Raw genomic sequence first — 15,183 nt, 5'->3', positions numbered from 1 at the left:
AATAACGTAAAAAAAGCCTTGCTTAGTTTTTAAGTAAGGCTTTTTTTGTTGAGACGCAACCCTTTCACTAATTTTTTATCTATAAAGAAAAGAGGAGTAAATATAGTTGAATCATGAAAAAAATTATTTTAAGTTTAGTATTGGTATTAAGTTTGGTAAGTTGTAGCTTAGATGATGGTGAGGAATCTAAAGTGACTTATGATAAAATGCCTATTGTATCTGTAGAAGCTCCCGATACACTTATGTTTGGTAAACAAGAAAACTTTAAAATTTCTTTTTTAAAGAAAACAGATTGCCACCAGTTTTATGATATTGCATATAGTTTTAGTGAAAATAAACATTACATCACGGCAATAGCTTTTAAACGAGGGGAACAATGTGAAGTGTTAGAAGGAGAAACACAAGAGGAGAGTTTTAAAATAAGCATACAAAACAGAGAGGCATATAGTTTTAGGTTTTGGTCGGGAGTAAATGAAGAAGGAGAAGATACGTTTATCGAAAAAGAAATACCCGTTGTGTCAATGCAACAGTAAAATTATATGGATTTACCAGAACTCATTAAGCAATGCCAAGCGCAAAACCTAAAGGCACAAGAGCAAGTGTACAGGTTGTTTGCACATAAGCTTTTTGGGGTAAGTCTAAAATATGCAAGAAACCGACAAGAGGCAGAAGATAACTTGCAAGATGCCTTTATAACTATTTTTAAAAAAATACATCAGTTTAAGCACAAAGGCTCTTTTGAAGGTTGGATGAAACGTATTGTTGTTAATACGGCTCTTCAACGTTACCGGAGCTCGGGGAAGGTGTTTCAATTGGTAAATGAAGAGAAAATACCCGAAATTCCAGAAGAAAACTTAGACCATGAGCAGTATTCTTTAGAGTTTCTGCTAAAAATAGTGCAAGAACTTCCAAACCGCTACCGAATGGTATTTAACCTCTATACGTTAGACGGTTACTCGCATAAAGAAATTGCCGAATTGATGAATATCTCGGAAGGAACATCGAAATCTAACCTGGCTCGAGCTAGGAAAATATTACAACAAAAAATAAGCGCACAAGATGCGACACTTACTAATTTTCAGTTTGTGAAATGAAAGAAAATAAAGACATAGACCGTTTGTTTCAGGAAAAGTTTAAAGACTTTGAAGCCTCGCCCTCTCCTGAACTTTGGGGAAAGATAAAAGAAGAGCTTCAGCCAAAGAAAAGAAGAGTTTTTCTGCTTCCGTTGTGGTATAAATTAGGAGGCGTTGCTGCCTTAATTGCTTTAATACTGGGATTGAGTGGCGTTTTTACAACCACAGAAAGTAAATTACCTATAGAGAATTCAGTAACCCATCAAGAGGCAGAAGAGCAAAATAAAAAAGCTAAAGAAGAATTGGTTGAAGAAAAAGGCTTTATTGAGGAAATTGAGGTAAATAGATTAACAAAAGAAGCAGAAACAACATCAGTAGCCATTGTTAACACAAAAAAGAAGACAGAAGAGGAGAAAAAAATACTAAAAGAAGATTACCCAGAAAAGAAAAGAGCATACCAAAAACCAACAGGTAAAACCAAAAACCAAAATACCCAAGCAAGTTTAATTGCAGCAAATCACGAAAACACTGCTGGAAAACGAGCTAAGGTGCAAAATACAAAACAAACAACAGAAAAAGCAACAGAAGAAATTAACCAAGAAGCTTCTTCTCTTGATATAGCGTTTGAAAGTTCTCAAAAATCAGAACAAACCCATAGTCGTCAAAAATTTAACGATACCCAAACGGAAGAAAAAGCCATAGCAGAACAAACCCTACCTAAAAAATCTTTACTGGAGGAAATAAAAAAACAAAAAGAACAAGAGGAAATCTTAGATGGGTTAGACGAGCAATTTTCATCTTCAAAACGCTGGGCTGTTCAACCAACTTTAACACCTGTTTATTATGAAGGTAATAAAGCGGGAAAAATTTTAGACCCAGGTATTTCAGACAACCCAAGTAAAAGTGAAGTAACTATGGCTTATGGTGTACAAATAGCTTATGCGGTATCAGATAAAGTAAAGCTTCGTACGGGGGTTAATAAAGTTCAGATGAATTATAGTACTCAAGATGTTTTATTTGCTCCAGACGGTAGAGGGGTAAGTTTAAAAAATATAAATACCCATCCTAGCACACAAAATATTAGTTTGTATAATGCCAAAAATCTTCCAAAACATGAAGGTACCGAAGGGGTAGCTCTTTCTGCAGTAGCGCCTAGCTTTTATGGTTTGGCAGAAGTGAGTCAGCAATACGGGTATTTAGAAATTCCTTTAGAGATATCTTACACTTTGTTAGACAAGCGTTTTGGAATAGAAGTAATTGGAGGAGCGAGTACTATGTTTGTTCAAAAAAATGAAGTGCACCTGCAAACACTTGTTGGTAATACCACATTAGGAAAAGCAGATAATTTAAACGACGTAAGCTTTAGTACAAATGTAGGGCTTGGTTTTGGTTATAAAATCACACAAAACTTAGGCTTAAGTGTAGAGCCTACTTTTAAGTATCAATTAAATGCTTTTAGTGGTAGCGCAAGCGATTATAACCCTTATTATTTTGGCGTTTATACCGGATTAGAATTTAGATTTTAATTCCTCCAAAATCATATGATGGGCTTTTTCTCGAAGCTCTTTTTTATCGTTGATGTTTTTTCCTTTAGTTTCTATAAACGGTAATACTTTAGCACGCATTCTGCCGGGGCTTCCTTTAAAGAAAACATAAGGAAAACGTTTTTTGTTATCATAAAAAACCATAGGCACAATAGGTATTTGGTGTTCTATCGCAAGCCTAAAGGCGCCATCTTTAAAGCTGTCTAAAGCAACACTAATATCATCGGGAACACCTCCTTCAGGGAATATGCAAATGCTATTTCCTTGTAATAAACGTTGGTTTGCACTTTCAAAAACAGCCTTCCTGCTATGGGCATTATTACGATCTACCAAAATGCAAGTGCGTTTATAGAAAAAACCAAAAATAGGAAGCTTGGCTAATTCTTTTTTTCCAACAAAAACAAAAGGCGTTTTTACTACACAAAGCATCAGCATAATATCTGTCATAGAAGTGTGATTGGCAATAAGCATATAACTTTTGTTAGGGATAAGCTGTTGCTGATACTTAATAATAGGAAAAAAGCCCATCCCGTAGAGTATGGTTTTTGCCCATACGCGTGCGAGTTTAAAAAAATAAGGATAAAGCTTTTCTGAAGCAGTAAAAATTAACAATAACGGAAACATTATAAGAAGGCTTACCAGCACCAGAAGGTAAAACCAAATACGCCAACCTAAAATAAGAATTTTTTTAAAGAAGCTCATAAGATAAATGTAGCCTAATTTTTAGAATTAAACTCAATTATAAAACCAAAAATATAAAATACAAGCTTAGGAAATAGCACAAAACCATTATCTTTACCTAAAAAAAGATTTCTATACATAATGGCAAGAGTTTTAACAGGAGTTCAGAGTACAGGAACTCCACATTTAGGAAACATATTAGGAGCAATACAACCCGCTATCGAAATGGCAAACCAGCAAGATAACGATTCGTTTATCTTTATTGCAAATCTACATACATTAACCCAAATTAAAGATGCCGAAGAGTTGCGTTACAATACGTATGCCGTAGCGGCAACTTGGTTAGCTTTTGGTTTAGACATAGAAAAAACAGTGTTTTACAGGCAAAGTGATGTTCCGCAAACAACCGAGCTTACTTGGTATTTAAGCTGCTTTTTTCCGTATCAACGTTTAACGCTTGCTCATTCGTTTAAAGATAAAGCAGACCGGCTACAAGATGTAAATGCAGGTTTATTTTTTTACCCTATGTTAATGGCAGCAGATATTTTATTGTATGATGCTAATATTGTACCTGTTGGGAAAGATCAAATGCAGCATTTAGAAATTACACGCGATGTTGCTAGTCGTTTTCATGCAAAGTTAGGAGAAACCTTTGTGCTTCCTGAAGGGAAAGTACAGGAAGAAACCAAATATATTCCAGGAACAGACGGAGAGAAAATGAGTAAGTCTAGAGGTAACTTTATTAATATTTTCGAGACCGATAAAAAGCTTCGGAAGCAGGTAATGAGTATACAAACCGACAGTACAGCACTAGAGGAACCTAAAAACCCAGACACTTGTAATGTTTTTAATTTATATAAAGTTATAGCAAGTAAAACTCAAACAGAAGCACTAAGAGAAAAATACTTAGCAGGAGGTTTTGGTTATGGGCATGCGAAACAAGCATTGTATGAACTTATTGTAGAAAAATATGCAGAACCGCGTAAAAAGTTTGCGTATTATATAGAAAACACTCACGAAATAGATAAAGCGCTAACAGCAGGAGCAGAACGTGCACAAGCTGTAGCAAATGGAGTTTTACAACGTGTACGAGAAAAATTAGGATATTAATAATAGCACCCAAAAGGAAAAATTAAGAATGGTAAAATGGATCGCCGCAGTAGTAGGGCTTTCTTATAGGGGTATTTTTGGAGCGGTAGTAGGTTTTTTTATAGGCAGTATTATCGATGCGATTATAAGCAAAGGAAAAGCTTATAAATACACAGATTTTAATATAGATACCGAAGATAGAGTTTCTCCTGGAGATTTTGAGCTTAACTTACTTACCTTAAGTTCTATTGTTATTAAAGCCGATGGCAGTGTAAGCCAACGCGAATTAGATTACGTTAGAAATTATTTTGTAGGGGCATACGGTAAAGATAAAGCCAATGCAACTTTTAGAACCTTTAATGAAGTAATAAAAAAACGCCAAATAGATGAACAACGTATTTGTACTTATTTGGCAGCAAGAACAAGTTATGAGGTTAGGCTGCAAATTTTACATTTCCTGTTTGGAATAGCACTTACCGATGGCAATGTTTCTAATAGCGAATTGCATGTGTTGCAACGTATAGCAGGTTATCTTAGAATTAATAGTGCCGATTTTAGCAGTATTAAAGCCATGTTTGTAAAATCTGAAGATAACGCGTATAAGATTTTAGAAATTGATAAGAATGCAAGCGTAGCCGAAATAAAAAAAGCCTATCGGAACATGGCAAAAAAATACCATCCCGATAAATTACAACACATGGATGAGGCTTATCGGAAAGGAGCACAAGAAAAATTTACCAAAGTACAAGAGGCTTACGAGCAATTACAAAAACAACGAGGCTTTTAATTAATGCCTTCTGTTTGTTTTAGAAAGTTTACTAATTTATCTGTAGTGAGGTAGGTAAAACGCCTATCGATAACCTTAAAGTTTTCATCGAGTAAAATTACTGCAGGAAAAGCTATTGGTGCCTTATCTCGACGGGCAAATATTTTAACAATGTCATGAACGGCATTGCGTTGTGTTTTTGCATCAGAATTTCCGAAAGAGATGCCATCAAAATGTATTTGCCCTGTATGTTCGGCATTTAATTTTATGGCGTAAAAATTATCTTGAAGCAGCTTTTTTACTTCATCATTTACAAAAGCATTGCGCTCCATTTTTTTACAATAAACACACCAATCTGTGTAGAAGTAAAGCAGTGTTTTTTTAGGTTTTTCGGTTAGTTTTTGTTCTGCTTCTTCAAAACTTATCCAATAAGAATCATTCGCAGCGTTTTGGCTTATTGCTGCGAATGATATAAAAATAAAGCAATAGCTGAACAACCTTTTTATCATACTTGCTCTATTGTTTTTTAGTTATGTAAATTTCCAAACTTTAATCCAAAGAAAAAAGTTCGTGGTTGAGAAGGACCATAAATATAATCTGAATCTCTTGTAGCTCCCGTATCAAAATCATCTTGATAGCTGTTAAATATGTTTTGCACTCCTGCATGTAATGTTATGTGGAATGTGTCTGTAAAATCTATATGGTGACTCAGTTTAAAATTCATATTAAAAAAAGCATCTGTTTTATTAAGCTGAAGAAAACCTGTATCTGAAATTACACGCGGAACCGTCATACTTCCCGTATAAGTTCCGGTTAAATCTATTGTAGTAGCCTCGGTAAGTTTATAATTGGTGTTAAAATAACCATAGGTATTAGGGTTTCTTACAAATTTATCGATTAAAATATTAGATTCCTCTGGGGTTGTTGCTTCATAAAGCAGTTGAGGCTCGTTGTATTTGGCTTGCTGTAGGGTTCCTCCTAATTGGAAAATAAAACGCTCGGAAGGCGATATTCCTAATTCAAAGTTGGTTCCAGCTACGTAAGCACCTTCACCGTTTCTTATTTCTTCTAGGATAGATCCGTTTGCGAGGGTTGCTCCTGTGCTTACGGGGGTAAATGGGTTTTCTAACGTGGTATAAAAACCTTCGATAAGAAAGTTGGTTTGTACTTTGTTATAGTTTTTAGTAAAGTTTAAAGAAGCCGTAAATGCATTAGAATATTCGGTATCTAGATTTTCTGATAGAATTACAAATTGTGGTTCGCCACCTACAGAGGATACGTGTAAATCCTCATTAAACGCTTGTGGAGCTCTAAATCCGCGTGCATAACCACCTCTAAATTTAAGGTTCTCGTTAACATCATACATAAGTGTAATACGTGGGCTAAATGCTGTTTGGTCTATATCTACCGATCGTTGAACATTGCCTACTTGGTAGCTTCCGGTTACATTTATATTATCTAATCGTGCGCCAAGTAAGGCGGTAAATTTTTCTGAAGGTTTCCATTCGTATTGGGCAAATGCGCCTAGGGCATTTACTTCTTGATCTATAACTCTGTTATAGCCTGCAATGGCATCTTCGGTATTGTTGTATTTGTATTCTGCTCCTGCGGTTAGGATGTCGTTGTTTTTAAATTGATGTGTAAATTGCCCTCCTCCCAATACTGCTAAATCTTTAGTATTTCCGTAGGCATTAGCTGCTAAAATAGAATCTGCTGAGGTTCTTCCTCCTCCAAGTCCGCCGTAATAACTTTTTCTGTCGGTATGTTGCCCAGATGCATATATTGAGAATTTGTTGTTTTCTTTTTTATTGGTAATATCATACGTAATTCCACCAAGAAAAGTATTGTGGTCTAATTGTTCTGTAATATCGGTTTGATGTGGTGCTAAATCTAATTTGTTTCCTCCTCTTCGGTATTCATCTATAGCGGTTAGGTCGATACTTAATTTATTTAGTTCGTTAGGTTTAAAAAAGGCTTTGGCTCCCATGGTAGTATTGGTGAGTTCTGTTATTTCAGAGAAACCATCGTTGTCTGCATCGTAGGCATCTCGGTTTCTATTCATTCCAAATACGGTTACCCCACTTTTTAAATCTTCGCTTACTACAGAGGCATTTACATTGGTGGTTCTGTCGGCTACTTTTCCATCGATTAAACCTAGATTTCCTCCTACTTCCCACGAGTTTAACACAGGATCTTTTGTAATAATATTTACGGTTCCGGCAATTGCATTGGAGCCATATAAAGCAGAGCCGCCACTACGTACTACTTCTATTCTGTCTAAAATAGAGGTAGGAATTTGCTCTAATCCATAAACACTATTTAGCGCACTAAAAACGGCCCTGCTGTTAATTAATACTTGGGTGTAACTTCCGTCTAATCCGTTAAGCCGAACTTGGGTAAATCCGCAGTTTTGGCAGTTGGTTTCTACACGCACACCTGGCTGATAATTTAAGCTTTCTGCTACAGCGATAGATTGTGTGGCATTAAATAACTTTTCTCCTAGAATATTCACCACAACAGGTGCTTTTTTTGCATTTACGCGGTTTCGGGTAGCACTTACTACTACTTGCTCTAACCCTAATAAATCTTTTTTAAGGTTGATGTTTAACGGTTTTTCATCTAAATCTTTTGTGTGAATTTTCTTTGTTAAGCTCTGAAATCCTATGGCTTGAAAAACAATAGTATAAAGGCCTTCTTCTTTTATGGTTAGACTAAAATTCCCTTCCTCATCGGTATACGTTCCGTAAGAAGAGTTAGGGATGTAAATGTTTACATAAGGGATTTTTTCTTGCTCATCAGTAACTACTCCTTTTATTTCGTATTGAGCAGAGGCAGTATAGCCTAAGCTAAAGAGGAATAATAATGTGTAATATATTCTCATAATGTTTTTGTTTTTACTCTAAATAAATTTTTAGACAAAACTAAAAATAAAATTTAAACAAATGAAATATTATTTAGAATAAATACAAGTAACAGAAATTCTTATGTGTGTAAGCCTTTGTTTAGTTGCTATTAGCGGTATTTTTCACGCCATTTTATTTTTTCTGCCTCGCGTTCTATCATGAGTTTTGCTATAATTTTTCCTGATGATGTGTTTTTATGTTCATCCAATACCTTTCTTAATTTATCTTCATTTACATCTATCCGATATAAAATAGCGATAAGTCTATTAAAATCTGTTTGGATTAACTGCTCGATATAAGCGGCTAAAGTTTCAAATTGTTCTTGATAAGATTTATTGTCATCGGGTATATTTTTTAGGTCTAATTTGTTGGCAATTAGTCGTATGGTTTTTTTATCAGGCATAAATAACATATTGGTTGGGTACAGAATAATAATAGAATAGACTAAAAATAATTAATTCTTTAAAGTTCTAAAAGTATATTGATTGTAATCGCTTATGAAAATCATTTTGAAATTTATTTTTAGTCTAATCTAAAAAATAAGTTTTATTGTTGTAAAAAAATGTATTTTTGCATAAAAAAATAGAATGACGCTATCTGAAGAAAATTATTTAAAGGCAATTTTTCACTTAGAGAAAAAATATACAAAGGGAGTTCCTACCAATGCCATTGCAGAAGAAATGGATACGAAAGCATCTTCGGCTACCGATATGATAAAGCGCTTATCTGAAAAAGATTTAATAGCATATAAACCTTATCAAGGTGCTAAATTAACCAAAGAAGGCAGTGCGCATGCTGTAAAAGTAATTAGAAAGCATAGACTTTGGGAAAGCTTCTTGGTAGATAAGCTAGATTTTTCGTGGGATGAGGTTCATGAAGTGGCAGAACAATTGGAGCATATAAAATCGGAAAAACTGATAAAGGAGTTGGATAAATTTTTAGGGTATCCCAAAACAGATCCTCATGGAGACCCTATTCCTGATGAAAACGGAAAAATACACCGTATAGAAAAAACCATTTTAAGCAAACTAGAAGTTGGGCAAGGTGGGGTTTGTATAGGGGTAAAAGATTCTTCGTCTGCATTTTTAAAATACCTTGATAAGCATCATATCTCTTTAGGAAAATCTATCAAAGTACTAGGGAAAGAAAGCTTTGATAACTCTATGTTGGTAAAAGTAGGAGAGGATGAATTAACATTATCAAGCTTAGTTTCAACAAATTTATACATTAAAATAGTAAAATAATGATACAAAATGTAATAGAACATTTAGGAAGTATAGACCCTGTTTTAGCAGCCTTATATGCCACTTTATTTACATGGGGTGTTACAGGTTTAGGTGCCTCGTTGGTATTCTTTTTTAAGAAAATTAACAGGGCTGTATTTGATAGCTTATTAGGTTTTACTGGAGGGGTAATGGTTGCGGCAAGTTTTTGGAGTTTATTAGCGCCAGGAATAGAAATGAGCGACGGAGAAGGTTTTGAAAAAGTAATTCCGGCAGTGGTAGGTTTTGGTTTAGGCGCCCTTTTTATTTTTGGTTTAGATAAAATTTTACCTCATTTACACGTAAATTTTCAAACCCATGAGCGCGAAGGAATAAAAACCCCTTGGCATAAATCTGTATTATTAACCTTAGCCATTACATTGCATAATATTCCAGAAGGCTTAGCGGTAGGTGTACTTTTTGGTGGTGCGGCAGCCGGTTTTGAAGGAGCTTCTATTGGTGGTGCGGTGGCTTTAGCTTTGGGAATTGGCCTGCAAAATTTCCCAGAAGGGTTTGCGGTGGCTGTGCCTTTAAGAAGGCAAGGATTAAGCCGTTGGAAAAGTTTTAATTACGGGCAACTTTCGGCAATTGTAGAGCCTTTTGCGGCGGTATTAGGAGCTTGGGCAGTTATGGAGTTCCAGCCTATTTTACCTTATGCGCTTTCATTTGCTGCAGGTGCTATGATTTTTGTAGTGGTAGAGGAAGTAATACCAGAATCTCAACGCGCTTCGTATACCGATTTGGCTACCTTAGGCTTTATAGGAGGCTTTATGGTTATGATGACATTAGATGTAGGTTTAGGCTAAGAGCCTACCCACATCCGCAATTATTAGAGCCGCAATTTTTTGCGGCTTTTTTCTTTTTAGAACCACTCCAAAAGAATTTCTTTATCATAAACCCAACGGCTAAACCAAAACATATAAAAACTAAAATTTCTTGAAGCATACCTAGATTATTTTAATAATTGAAAGGCGGCTAAGGCAAAAATATAAGCAATTGCCGACATAGATATGAGCTGATACATAGGCCATTTCCATGTTTTTGTTTCTCGTTTTACAATAGCTAATGTGCTCATACATTGCATGGCAAAGGCATAGAATAATAGCAAACTTATTCCGCTAGCAAAGTTAAATAATGGTCCACCAAGAATAGGGTTTACCTCTGCAGCCATACGGTTTTTTATAGTTTCTTCTTCTTCGCTATTTACACTATATATGGTAGCTAGTGTTCCTACAAAAACTTCTCTAGCGGCAAAAGAACTTACAATGGCAATGCCTATTTTCCAGTCGTAACCTAGCGGAGCAACAATAGGTTCTATTCCTTTTCCTGCTAAGCCAAGGAAAGAATTCTCTAATTTAATAGAAGCTATCTTGGTATCTATTTCTTCTGGGCTTAAGCTATCGGCATAATTTTCTGTAACAAAGGTTTCTGCGTCATAAAATTCTTTTGTAGGGCCATAGCTTGCCAATACCCATAAAATAATTGAAATGGCAAGAATAATTTTCCCCGCACCAAACACAAAAGCTTTTGTTTTTTCTACCACATTAAAAAAAACATTTCTTGCAAGCGGAAGTTTATAGGCTGGCATCTCGATAATAAAGTACTTTTTAACGTTGCTTTTGAGTATTTTGTTAAGAAGCCAAGCAGATAAGATAGCCATCCCGAACCCAAGTACGTAAAGTGCCATTAGGGTTAACCCCTGTAAGTTGAAAATGCCTAAAACACGCTGGTCGGGTATTACTAGCGCAATTATAATAAGATAAACAGGTAACCTTGCTGCGCAGGTGGTAAACGGAACAACCAATATGGTAATTAGGCGTTCTTTCCAGTCTTCGATGTTTCGCGTAGCCATTACTGCGGGAATGGCGCAAGCTGTTCCTGATACTAATGGAACTACGCTTTTTCCGCTAAGCCCAAATCGTTTCATGATATTGTCGGTAAGAAATACAACACGACTCATATACCCCGATTCTTCTAAAATAGAGATAAAGAAAAACAGAAATGCAATTTGTGGGATAAAAATTACAACACCACCTATTCCTGGGATAATTCCTTCGGTAAGTAAATCGGTAAATTTTCCAGGAGGGAGTAACTCACTTATCCACGTGCTTAACGAGGCGAAAGAGCTATCTATAAAGTCCATTGGGTAGCTAGACCAGTCATAAATCGCCTGAAAAATTAATAGCATGATAAAGAAAAATATCACATAACCCCAAACTTTATGGGTTAGGATATTGTCTAATTTAGCCCTAAAGCCTGTTGCTTTATTCAAGTCTATATTATAATGCTTGTCTAATTTTTCTTTTATAAATTGGTAGCGCTTTACGGTTTCCTTGTGTTGAAGCTTTTTAAGTGCAGAAGCTTCAAGAAGTAGGTTTTTATTTTTATCGGAAATTTGTTGTTTTGTAATATTGCCAAACACTATATCCTGCGAAATTACCAGCCATAGTTTGTAAGCTTCTTGCGTAGGAAACTCATTTTTTAACGTATTAAAATATTCGGGAGCAATGTCATCGATGTTGAAAGAAGTATTTACCGGTAAATTTTTATAGTCTGCAATAAGTTGCTTTAACTCGTTAAAACCCTGTTTTTTTCTTGCGCTTATTAGGGCTATTTTTGTATCTAAAGCATTTTCTAGGGCAGGTACATCTATGTTTATTCCCTTTCTATCCATTTGGTCTGCCATATTAATGGCTAGGATGGTTGGGATACCAAGACTTTTTATCTGTGTAAAAAGCAGTAGGTTTCTTTTTAAATTAAGGGCATCGCATACTACAACAGCAAGGTTTGGGAAATCGGTCTGATTTTCGTCTAATAGCAGTTTGGTTACAATGCGTTCATCTTCAGATGAGGCATTAAGGCTATAAGTACCAGGAAGGTCTATGATTTTTGCCGATTGGTTTTTAGAAAGCTGGCAGCCTCCTGTTTTTTTGTCAACAGTAATTCCAGGGTAATTTCCTACTTGCTGGTTTAAACCCGTTAATTGGTTGAAAACAGAGGTTTTTCCAGTATTGGGATTTCCGACAAGGGCAACATTTATTTCTTGCATTATTTTACGACTTCTATTTCTATATGTTTGGCAGTTTCTTTACGTATAGCTAGGTGGCTTCCGTTAATGTTTATGTATAACGGATCTTTTAATGGTGCGATATGCAATAATTCAATCTCGTTTCCTGGGAGGCACCCCATTTCTAAAAGCTTTAAAGGAATATGTTCAGCATGATAGGTTTTTATAATGCCTTTTTGTCCTTTTTTGAGTTGTGCAGCTGTTGTTTCCAAACTTAATTTAGATTAGATTTAAACAGCTCAAAAGTAAGTGATTTTATCGAGTTTTTAAAACCGATTATTGGACTTCTTTTTGAGCTTCTATTTGTTTAAGGATTTTAACATCTTCGATAAGTTCTTCAATGGCTTCGGGGTCGGTGCCATCGTAAAATTTCCTGATGCGTTTTTGTTTATCTACCAGTACAAAATTTTCGGTATGTACCATATCATATTTTCCGCCATCACCTTGTGTTTTTGCTACCAAGTATGCTTTTCTTGCCAGGTCGTATATTTGTTTTTTATCGCCTGTAACTAAATTCCATTTATGGTCTAGAACTCCTTTTTTTACCGCATAACGCTTAAGTTGTGCAACGGTATCTATACTAGGGGTAACGGTATGCGAAAGGAGCATTATTTCATCATCGTTTTTAAATTCCTCTTGTATTTTTGCCATATGATCTGTCATGATAGGACAAATTGTTTGACAAGTGGTAAAGAAAAAATCAGCAATGTAAATTTTATCCTTATAGTTTTCTTGAGTAATGGTATCTCCGTTTTGGTTGATAAGTTTAAAGTCGCTTATTTTATGGTATTTACGTATGTATTGTACTGTGCTATCTACCAGTTCTGCATTTACCATATTGGGCTGGTAAATAGGCAATGAAGGTTTGGGAATAAGCAAGGTGAATATAATATAACAGATGGTTGCCGTAAGGACAAAAAAGAAAATCCAAAAAAACTTATACTTCTTGAAAAAATCGAGCATAGCGGTAATATTTCTTACAAAAATACAATCTATTTTTTGGATTTAGAGCTACTTTAACATTCGCTTAATGTTGAATATAGCTGATTCATAAACACTATGAACAAATAAAGGATTTGTAAAGTAAAAACTATAGAGAATGTAATCTATCTGTTTATTTTGTGCTTAGCAATATCGAAATGAGTAATTAATAGTTCAGGTAAGAGAACCCTTAGTAAGTCAATGTATGGATCCAATAAAGTCTGTTTTTAAAACAAAGATCATACTATAAATCCAATTTACACACAACTTTTGAGATTGATCCTTTAAATGTCTGCTTATTTTTTAAAATAAGTCCTTAATGTCTATTTTCAAGGCATTGCATATTTTTTGTAAAGTTAAAATAGAAGTGTTTATTTCTCCTCTTTCAATTCTGCCTACTTGATTTCTAGGGATGTTAGCATCGTATGAAAGAATAGCTTGTGATAACTCAAGTTCTTTTCTCCGTTGTTTTATTTTACTTCCAACGGATTTAAGTAGCTCTATTTCCTTTTCTTCTAACACAAGTGAAAATTGCACTTATCTAATAAACTAATCAGACACATAAATGTGTCTTTTGATTATTTTTTGTACTTTTGTTTTATAGATTGTGGATTTCCACAGTTTTTTAATCTAATCACACTTTAATTTAAAAATTATGAAAAAAATTATTCTACTGTCTGTTTTATCTTTTTCCTTATTTTCTTGTGGTTCTGTTAGCAGAACCTGGACAGGTTCAACGGAAAAAAACTTAATTAAAACTGTTTCAATCGAACAAAACTGTTCTAAAGAAAACATAAAAATAGTAGATCGTATAAAAAGGTCGGGAGGAGCAACATATTCTATTGAAGCTTGTGGAGAAAGATACGTCTATAAACAAGTTGGTTCTGTTTTTATGGAAGCCACTAAAGCTAAAAATCTTTCTAATTCTTTAACTAAATAATATATAGTTATTTATTTTGTCTTGCTAAACACTGGTCAACAGGGTGTTGTAAGCAATTAAAACCAATAATATGAAAAGGATTTACATTTTAATTTTTTTATGTTTTATGGGATACCAAGGTAATTCTCAGTCTTGTGATGAGCTTATGGAATCTATTAAAGCAAACAACTACGGAACAACATATAGTAGTTACACGAGCGAAGCCATCTCAAAAGTAACTTTCTATGAAGTAATGATTGATTATCAAACATATTATTTTGCAATCGTATGTTTTAAAAGCGAATATTCTTATAATTGTAGTGAATACTTATATCAAGTTGCATCCAATACTAAACTAAATTACTCTTTAAACTATTTGGATAGTGCTGGTAAAGCGTTTTGGAAATATATCCAACCTTATAATAAGAATTTAGATTGTGCACCTGATTTTGAATAAAAAACCTTTAAATATCAATCTATGAAATCTACAATAATATTTATATTATCTATTTTTTTTACAGCCTCGACATATAGTCAAACATATAAGTTTTCAAAATTAACTATACTGGCTAATGTTGAAACTCAAAACGGAACATCTAATCGTGTTTTAGATACTAAATATGGCTCTTACAAAATTGAATTTGAATATCCATCAGACCCACAAATTAAGAAATTATTTACCGTTTTAGAGCCAGGCAAAGATTATAACCCAAATTATTATGCGTTAATTGAAGACAGTGGATATGTTGAAAAAGGTAGCACAATTTTTCAAAAGAGCATCTATTACGATACACAAAGTAGTGGCCCAGTCCAAATTTTAACTGCCAATGACAAATCGATTATTGTTATATTCAAAAAGGATGGCAAAATTTTGGAATACAAAAAATAACTTTGCCCA

Annotated in this window: 18 protein-coding genes; 10 read left to right on the top strand and 8 right to left on the bottom strand. The window is 34.5% G+C overall.

Going from position 1 to position 15,183, the window contains the following annotated elements; all coding sequences use genetic code 11:
• Positions 1-113 precede the first annotated feature (113 nt).
• Genes GGR32_RS03095 through GGR32_RS03085 form a run of 3 tightly spaced genes read left to right on the top strand, consistent with a single transcriptional unit; the run spans position 114 to position 2,599 of the window.
• Positions 114-533: a hypothetical protein gene (locus GGR32_RS03095; protein WP_183476311.1), complete on the top strand. Its 420-nt coding sequence runs from the start codon at positions 114-116 to the stop codon at positions 531-533.
• A 6-nt stretch (positions 534-539) separates the two neighbouring features.
• Positions 540-1,094, top strand: a complete 555-nt coding sequence (locus tag GGR32_RS03090) for an RNA polymerase sigma factor (protein WP_183476308.1) — start codon at positions 540-542, stop codon at positions 1,092-1,094.
• Positions 1,091-2,599: a hypothetical protein gene (locus GGR32_RS03085; protein WP_183476305.1), complete on the top strand. Its 1,509-nt coding sequence runs from the start codon at positions 1,091-1,093 to the stop codon at positions 2,597-2,599. Before GGR32_RS03090 ends, GGR32_RS03085 begins: the two co-directional genes overlap by 4 nt.
• Here GGR32_RS03085 and GGR32_RS03080 read toward each other — a convergent pair.
• Positions 2,582-3,319, bottom strand: coding sequence for a lysophospholipid acyltransferase family protein (locus GGR32_RS03080; protein WP_183476302.1), 738 nt, complete (start codon positions 3,317-3,319; stop codon positions 2,582-2,584). The two genes, GGR32_RS03085 and GGR32_RS03080, sit on opposite strands and share 18 nt — an antisense overlap.
• Before the next feature lie 120 nt (positions 3,320-3,439).
• Between GGR32_RS03080 and trpS the strand changes: the two genes are divergently transcribed.
• Both trpS and GGR32_RS03070 read left to right on the top strand, forming a co-directional pair.
• A complete protein-coding gene (gene trpS, locus GGR32_RS03075) occupies positions 3,440-4,408 on the top strand; it encodes a tryptophan--tRNA ligase (protein ID WP_183476299.1) in 969 nt (322 codons plus the stop codon).
• Between the two features lie 28 nt (positions 4,409-4,436).
• Positions 4,437-5,174, top strand: coding sequence for a TerB family tellurite resistance protein (locus GGR32_RS03070; protein ID WP_183476296.1), 738 nt, complete (start codon positions 4,437-4,439; stop codon positions 5,172-5,174).
• Here the strand turns inward: GGR32_RS03070 and GGR32_RS03065 are convergent.
• The 3 genes from GGR32_RS03065 to GGR32_RS03055 all read right to left on the bottom strand — a co-directional run bounded on the left by GGR32_RS03065 (position 5,171) and on the right by GGR32_RS03055 (position 8,459).
• Positions 5,171-5,662 carry a thioredoxin family protein gene (locus GGR32_RS03065; protein WP_183476293.1) on the bottom strand — a complete coding sequence of 164 codons (492 nt, stop codon included), beginning with the start codon at positions 5,660-5,662 and terminating at the stop codon, positions 5,171-5,173. The genes GGR32_RS03070 and GGR32_RS03065 overlap by 4 nt on opposite strands.
• A gap of 17 nt (positions 5,663-5,679) precedes the next feature.
• On the bottom strand, positions 5,680-8,034 hold the full coding sequence (locus GGR32_RS03060; protein WP_183476290.1) for a TonB-dependent receptor: 2,355 nt from the start codon (positions 8,032-8,034) through the stop codon (positions 5,680-5,682).
• A gap of 131 nt (positions 8,035-8,165) precedes the next feature.
• Positions 8,166-8,459: a hypothetical protein gene (locus GGR32_RS03055; RefSeq protein WP_183476287.1), complete on the bottom strand. Its 294-nt coding sequence runs from the start codon at positions 8,457-8,459 to the stop codon at positions 8,166-8,168.
• Positions 8,460-8,643: 184 nt separating this feature from the next.
• Here GGR32_RS03055 and GGR32_RS03050 point away from each other — a divergent pair, with 184 nt between their 5' ends.
• Positions 8,644-9,300, top strand: coding sequence for a metal-dependent transcriptional regulator (locus GGR32_RS03050; protein ID WP_183476284.1), 657 nt, complete (start codon positions 8,644-8,646; stop codon positions 9,298-9,300).
• Positions 9,300-10,124 (top strand): ZIP family metal transporter, encoded by an 825-nt coding sequence (locus GGR32_RS03045; RefSeq protein ID WP_221403680.1) that lies wholly within the window; start codon positions 9,300-9,302, stop codon positions 10,122-10,124. The genes GGR32_RS03050 and GGR32_RS03045 overlap by 1 nt, the downstream gene beginning before the upstream one ends.
• Positions 10,125-10,270: 146 nt before the next feature.
• Here GGR32_RS03045 and feoB read toward each other — a convergent pair whose 3' ends face one another.
• The 4 genes from feoB to GGR32_RS12025 all read right to left on the bottom strand — a co-directional run bounded on the left by feoB (position 10,271) and on the right by GGR32_RS12025 (position 13,903).
• Positions 10,271-12,370: a ferrous iron transport protein B gene (feoB, locus tag GGR32_RS03040; RefSeq protein ID WP_183476744.1), complete on the bottom strand. Its 2,100-nt coding sequence runs from the start codon at positions 12,368-12,370 to the stop codon at positions 10,271-10,273.
• Positions 12,367-12,597 (bottom strand): FeoA family protein, encoded by a 231-nt coding sequence (locus GGR32_RS03035; protein WP_183476281.1) that lies wholly within the window; start codon positions 12,595-12,597, stop codon positions 12,367-12,369. The genes feoB and GGR32_RS03035 overlap by 4 nt, the downstream gene beginning before the upstream one ends.
• Before the next feature lie 64 nt (positions 12,598-12,661).
• Positions 12,662-13,348: an SCO family protein gene (locus GGR32_RS03030; protein WP_183476278.1), complete on the bottom strand. Its 687-nt coding sequence runs from the start codon at positions 13,346-13,348 to the stop codon at positions 12,662-12,664.
• A 321-nt stretch (positions 13,349-13,669) separates the two neighbouring features.
• Positions 13,670-13,903: a helix-turn-helix domain-containing protein gene (locus GGR32_RS12025; protein WP_343066418.1), complete on the bottom strand. Its 234-nt coding sequence runs from the start codon at positions 13,901-13,903 to the stop codon at positions 13,670-13,672.
• Positions 13,904-14,021: 118 nt separating this feature from the next.
• Here GGR32_RS12025 and GGR32_RS03020 point away from each other — a divergent pair, with 118 nt between their 5' ends.
• The 3 genes from GGR32_RS03020 (at position 14,022) to GGR32_RS03010 (ending at position 15,174) form a co-directional block, all read left to right on the top strand.
• The gene (locus tag GGR32_RS03020; protein ID WP_183476272.1) at positions 14,022-14,306 is read left to right on the top strand and encodes a hypothetical protein; all 285 of its coding nucleotides are present in this window, start codon (positions 14,022-14,024) and stop codon (positions 14,304-14,306) included.
• A 106-nt stretch (positions 14,307-14,412) separates the two neighbouring features.
• Positions 14,413-14,742 carry a hypothetical protein gene (locus GGR32_RS03015; RefSeq protein WP_246415162.1) on the top strand — a complete coding sequence of 110 codons (330 nt, stop codon included), beginning with the start codon at positions 14,413-14,415 and terminating at the stop codon, positions 14,740-14,742.
• Positions 14,743-14,763: 21 nt separating this feature from the next.
• Positions 14,764-15,174, top strand: coding sequence for a hypothetical protein (locus tag GGR32_RS03010; RefSeq protein WP_183476266.1), 411 nt, complete (start codon positions 14,764-14,766; stop codon positions 15,172-15,174).
• Positions 15,175-15,183: the final 9 nt, after the last annotated feature.

Origin of the sequence: Mesonia hippocampi, assembly GCF_014197445.1 — a bacterium.
Taxonomy (GTDB): Bacteria; Bacteroidota; Bacteroidia; order Flavobacteriales; family Flavobacteriaceae; genus Mesonia; species Mesonia hippocampi.
The sequence above is the reverse complement of the archived record's forward strand: the minus strand, read 5'-3'. Positions and strand labels throughout refer to the sequence as shown.

What these genes read in the sequence shown, in the direction of transcription:
- GGR32_RS03095 (WP_183476311.1), top strand. Translation starts at nt 114, where the DNA reads ATGAAAAAAATTATTTTAAGTTTAGTATTGGTATTAAGTTTGGTAAGT.
- GGR32_RS03090 (WP_183476308.1), top strand. Translation starts at nt 540, where the DNA reads ATGGATTTACCAGAACTCATTAAGCAATGCCAAGCGCAAAACCTAAAG.
- GGR32_RS03085 (WP_183476305.1), top strand. Translation starts at nt 1,091, where the DNA reads ATGAAAGAAAATAAAGACATAGACCGTTTGTTTCAGGAAAAGTTTAAA.
- GGR32_RS03080 (WP_183476302.1), bottom strand. Translation starts at nt 3,319, where the DNA reads ATGAGCTTCTTTAAAAAAATTCTTATTTTAGGTTGGCGTATTTGGTTT.
- trpS (WP_183476299.1), top strand. Translation starts at nt 3,440, where the DNA reads ATGGCAAGAGTTTTAACAGGAGTTCAGAGTACAGGAACTCCACATTTA.
- GGR32_RS03070 (WP_183476296.1), top strand. Translation starts at nt 4,437, where the DNA reads ATGGTAAAATGGATCGCCGCAGTAGTAGGGCTTTCTTATAGGGGTATT.
- GGR32_RS03065 (WP_183476293.1), bottom strand. Translation starts at nt 5,662, where the DNA reads ATGATAAAAAGGTTGTTCAGCTATTGCTTTATTTTTATATCATTCGCA.
- GGR32_RS03060 (WP_183476290.1), bottom strand. Translation starts at nt 8,034, where the DNA reads ATGAGAATATATTACACATTATTATTCCTCTTTAGCTTAGGCTATACT.
- GGR32_RS03055 (WP_183476287.1), bottom strand. Translation starts at nt 8,459, where the DNA reads ATGCCTGATAAAAAAACCATACGACTAATTGCCAACAAATTAGACCTA.
- GGR32_RS03050 (WP_183476284.1), top strand. Translation starts at nt 8,644, where the DNA reads ATGACGCTATCTGAAGAAAATTATTTAAAGGCAATTTTTCACTTAGAG.
- GGR32_RS03045 (WP_221403680.1), top strand. Translation starts at nt 9,300, where the DNA reads ATGATACAAAATGTAATAGAACATTTAGGAAGTATAGACCCTGTTTTA.
- GGR32_RS03030 (WP_183476278.1), bottom strand. Translation starts at nt 13,348, where the DNA reads ATGCTCGATTTTTTCAAGAAGTATAAGTTTTTTTGGATTTTCTTTTTT.
- GGR32_RS03020 (WP_183476272.1), top strand. Translation starts at nt 14,022, where the DNA reads ATGAAAAAAATTATTCTACTGTCTGTTTTATCTTTTTCCTTATTTTCT.
- GGR32_RS03015 (WP_246415162.1), top strand. Translation starts at nt 14,413, where the DNA reads ATGGGATACCAAGGTAATTCTCAGTCTTGTGATGAGCTTATGGAATCT.
- GGR32_RS03010 (WP_183476266.1), top strand. Translation starts at nt 14,764, where the DNA reads ATGAAATCTACAATAATATTTATATTATCTATTTTTTTTACAGCCTCG.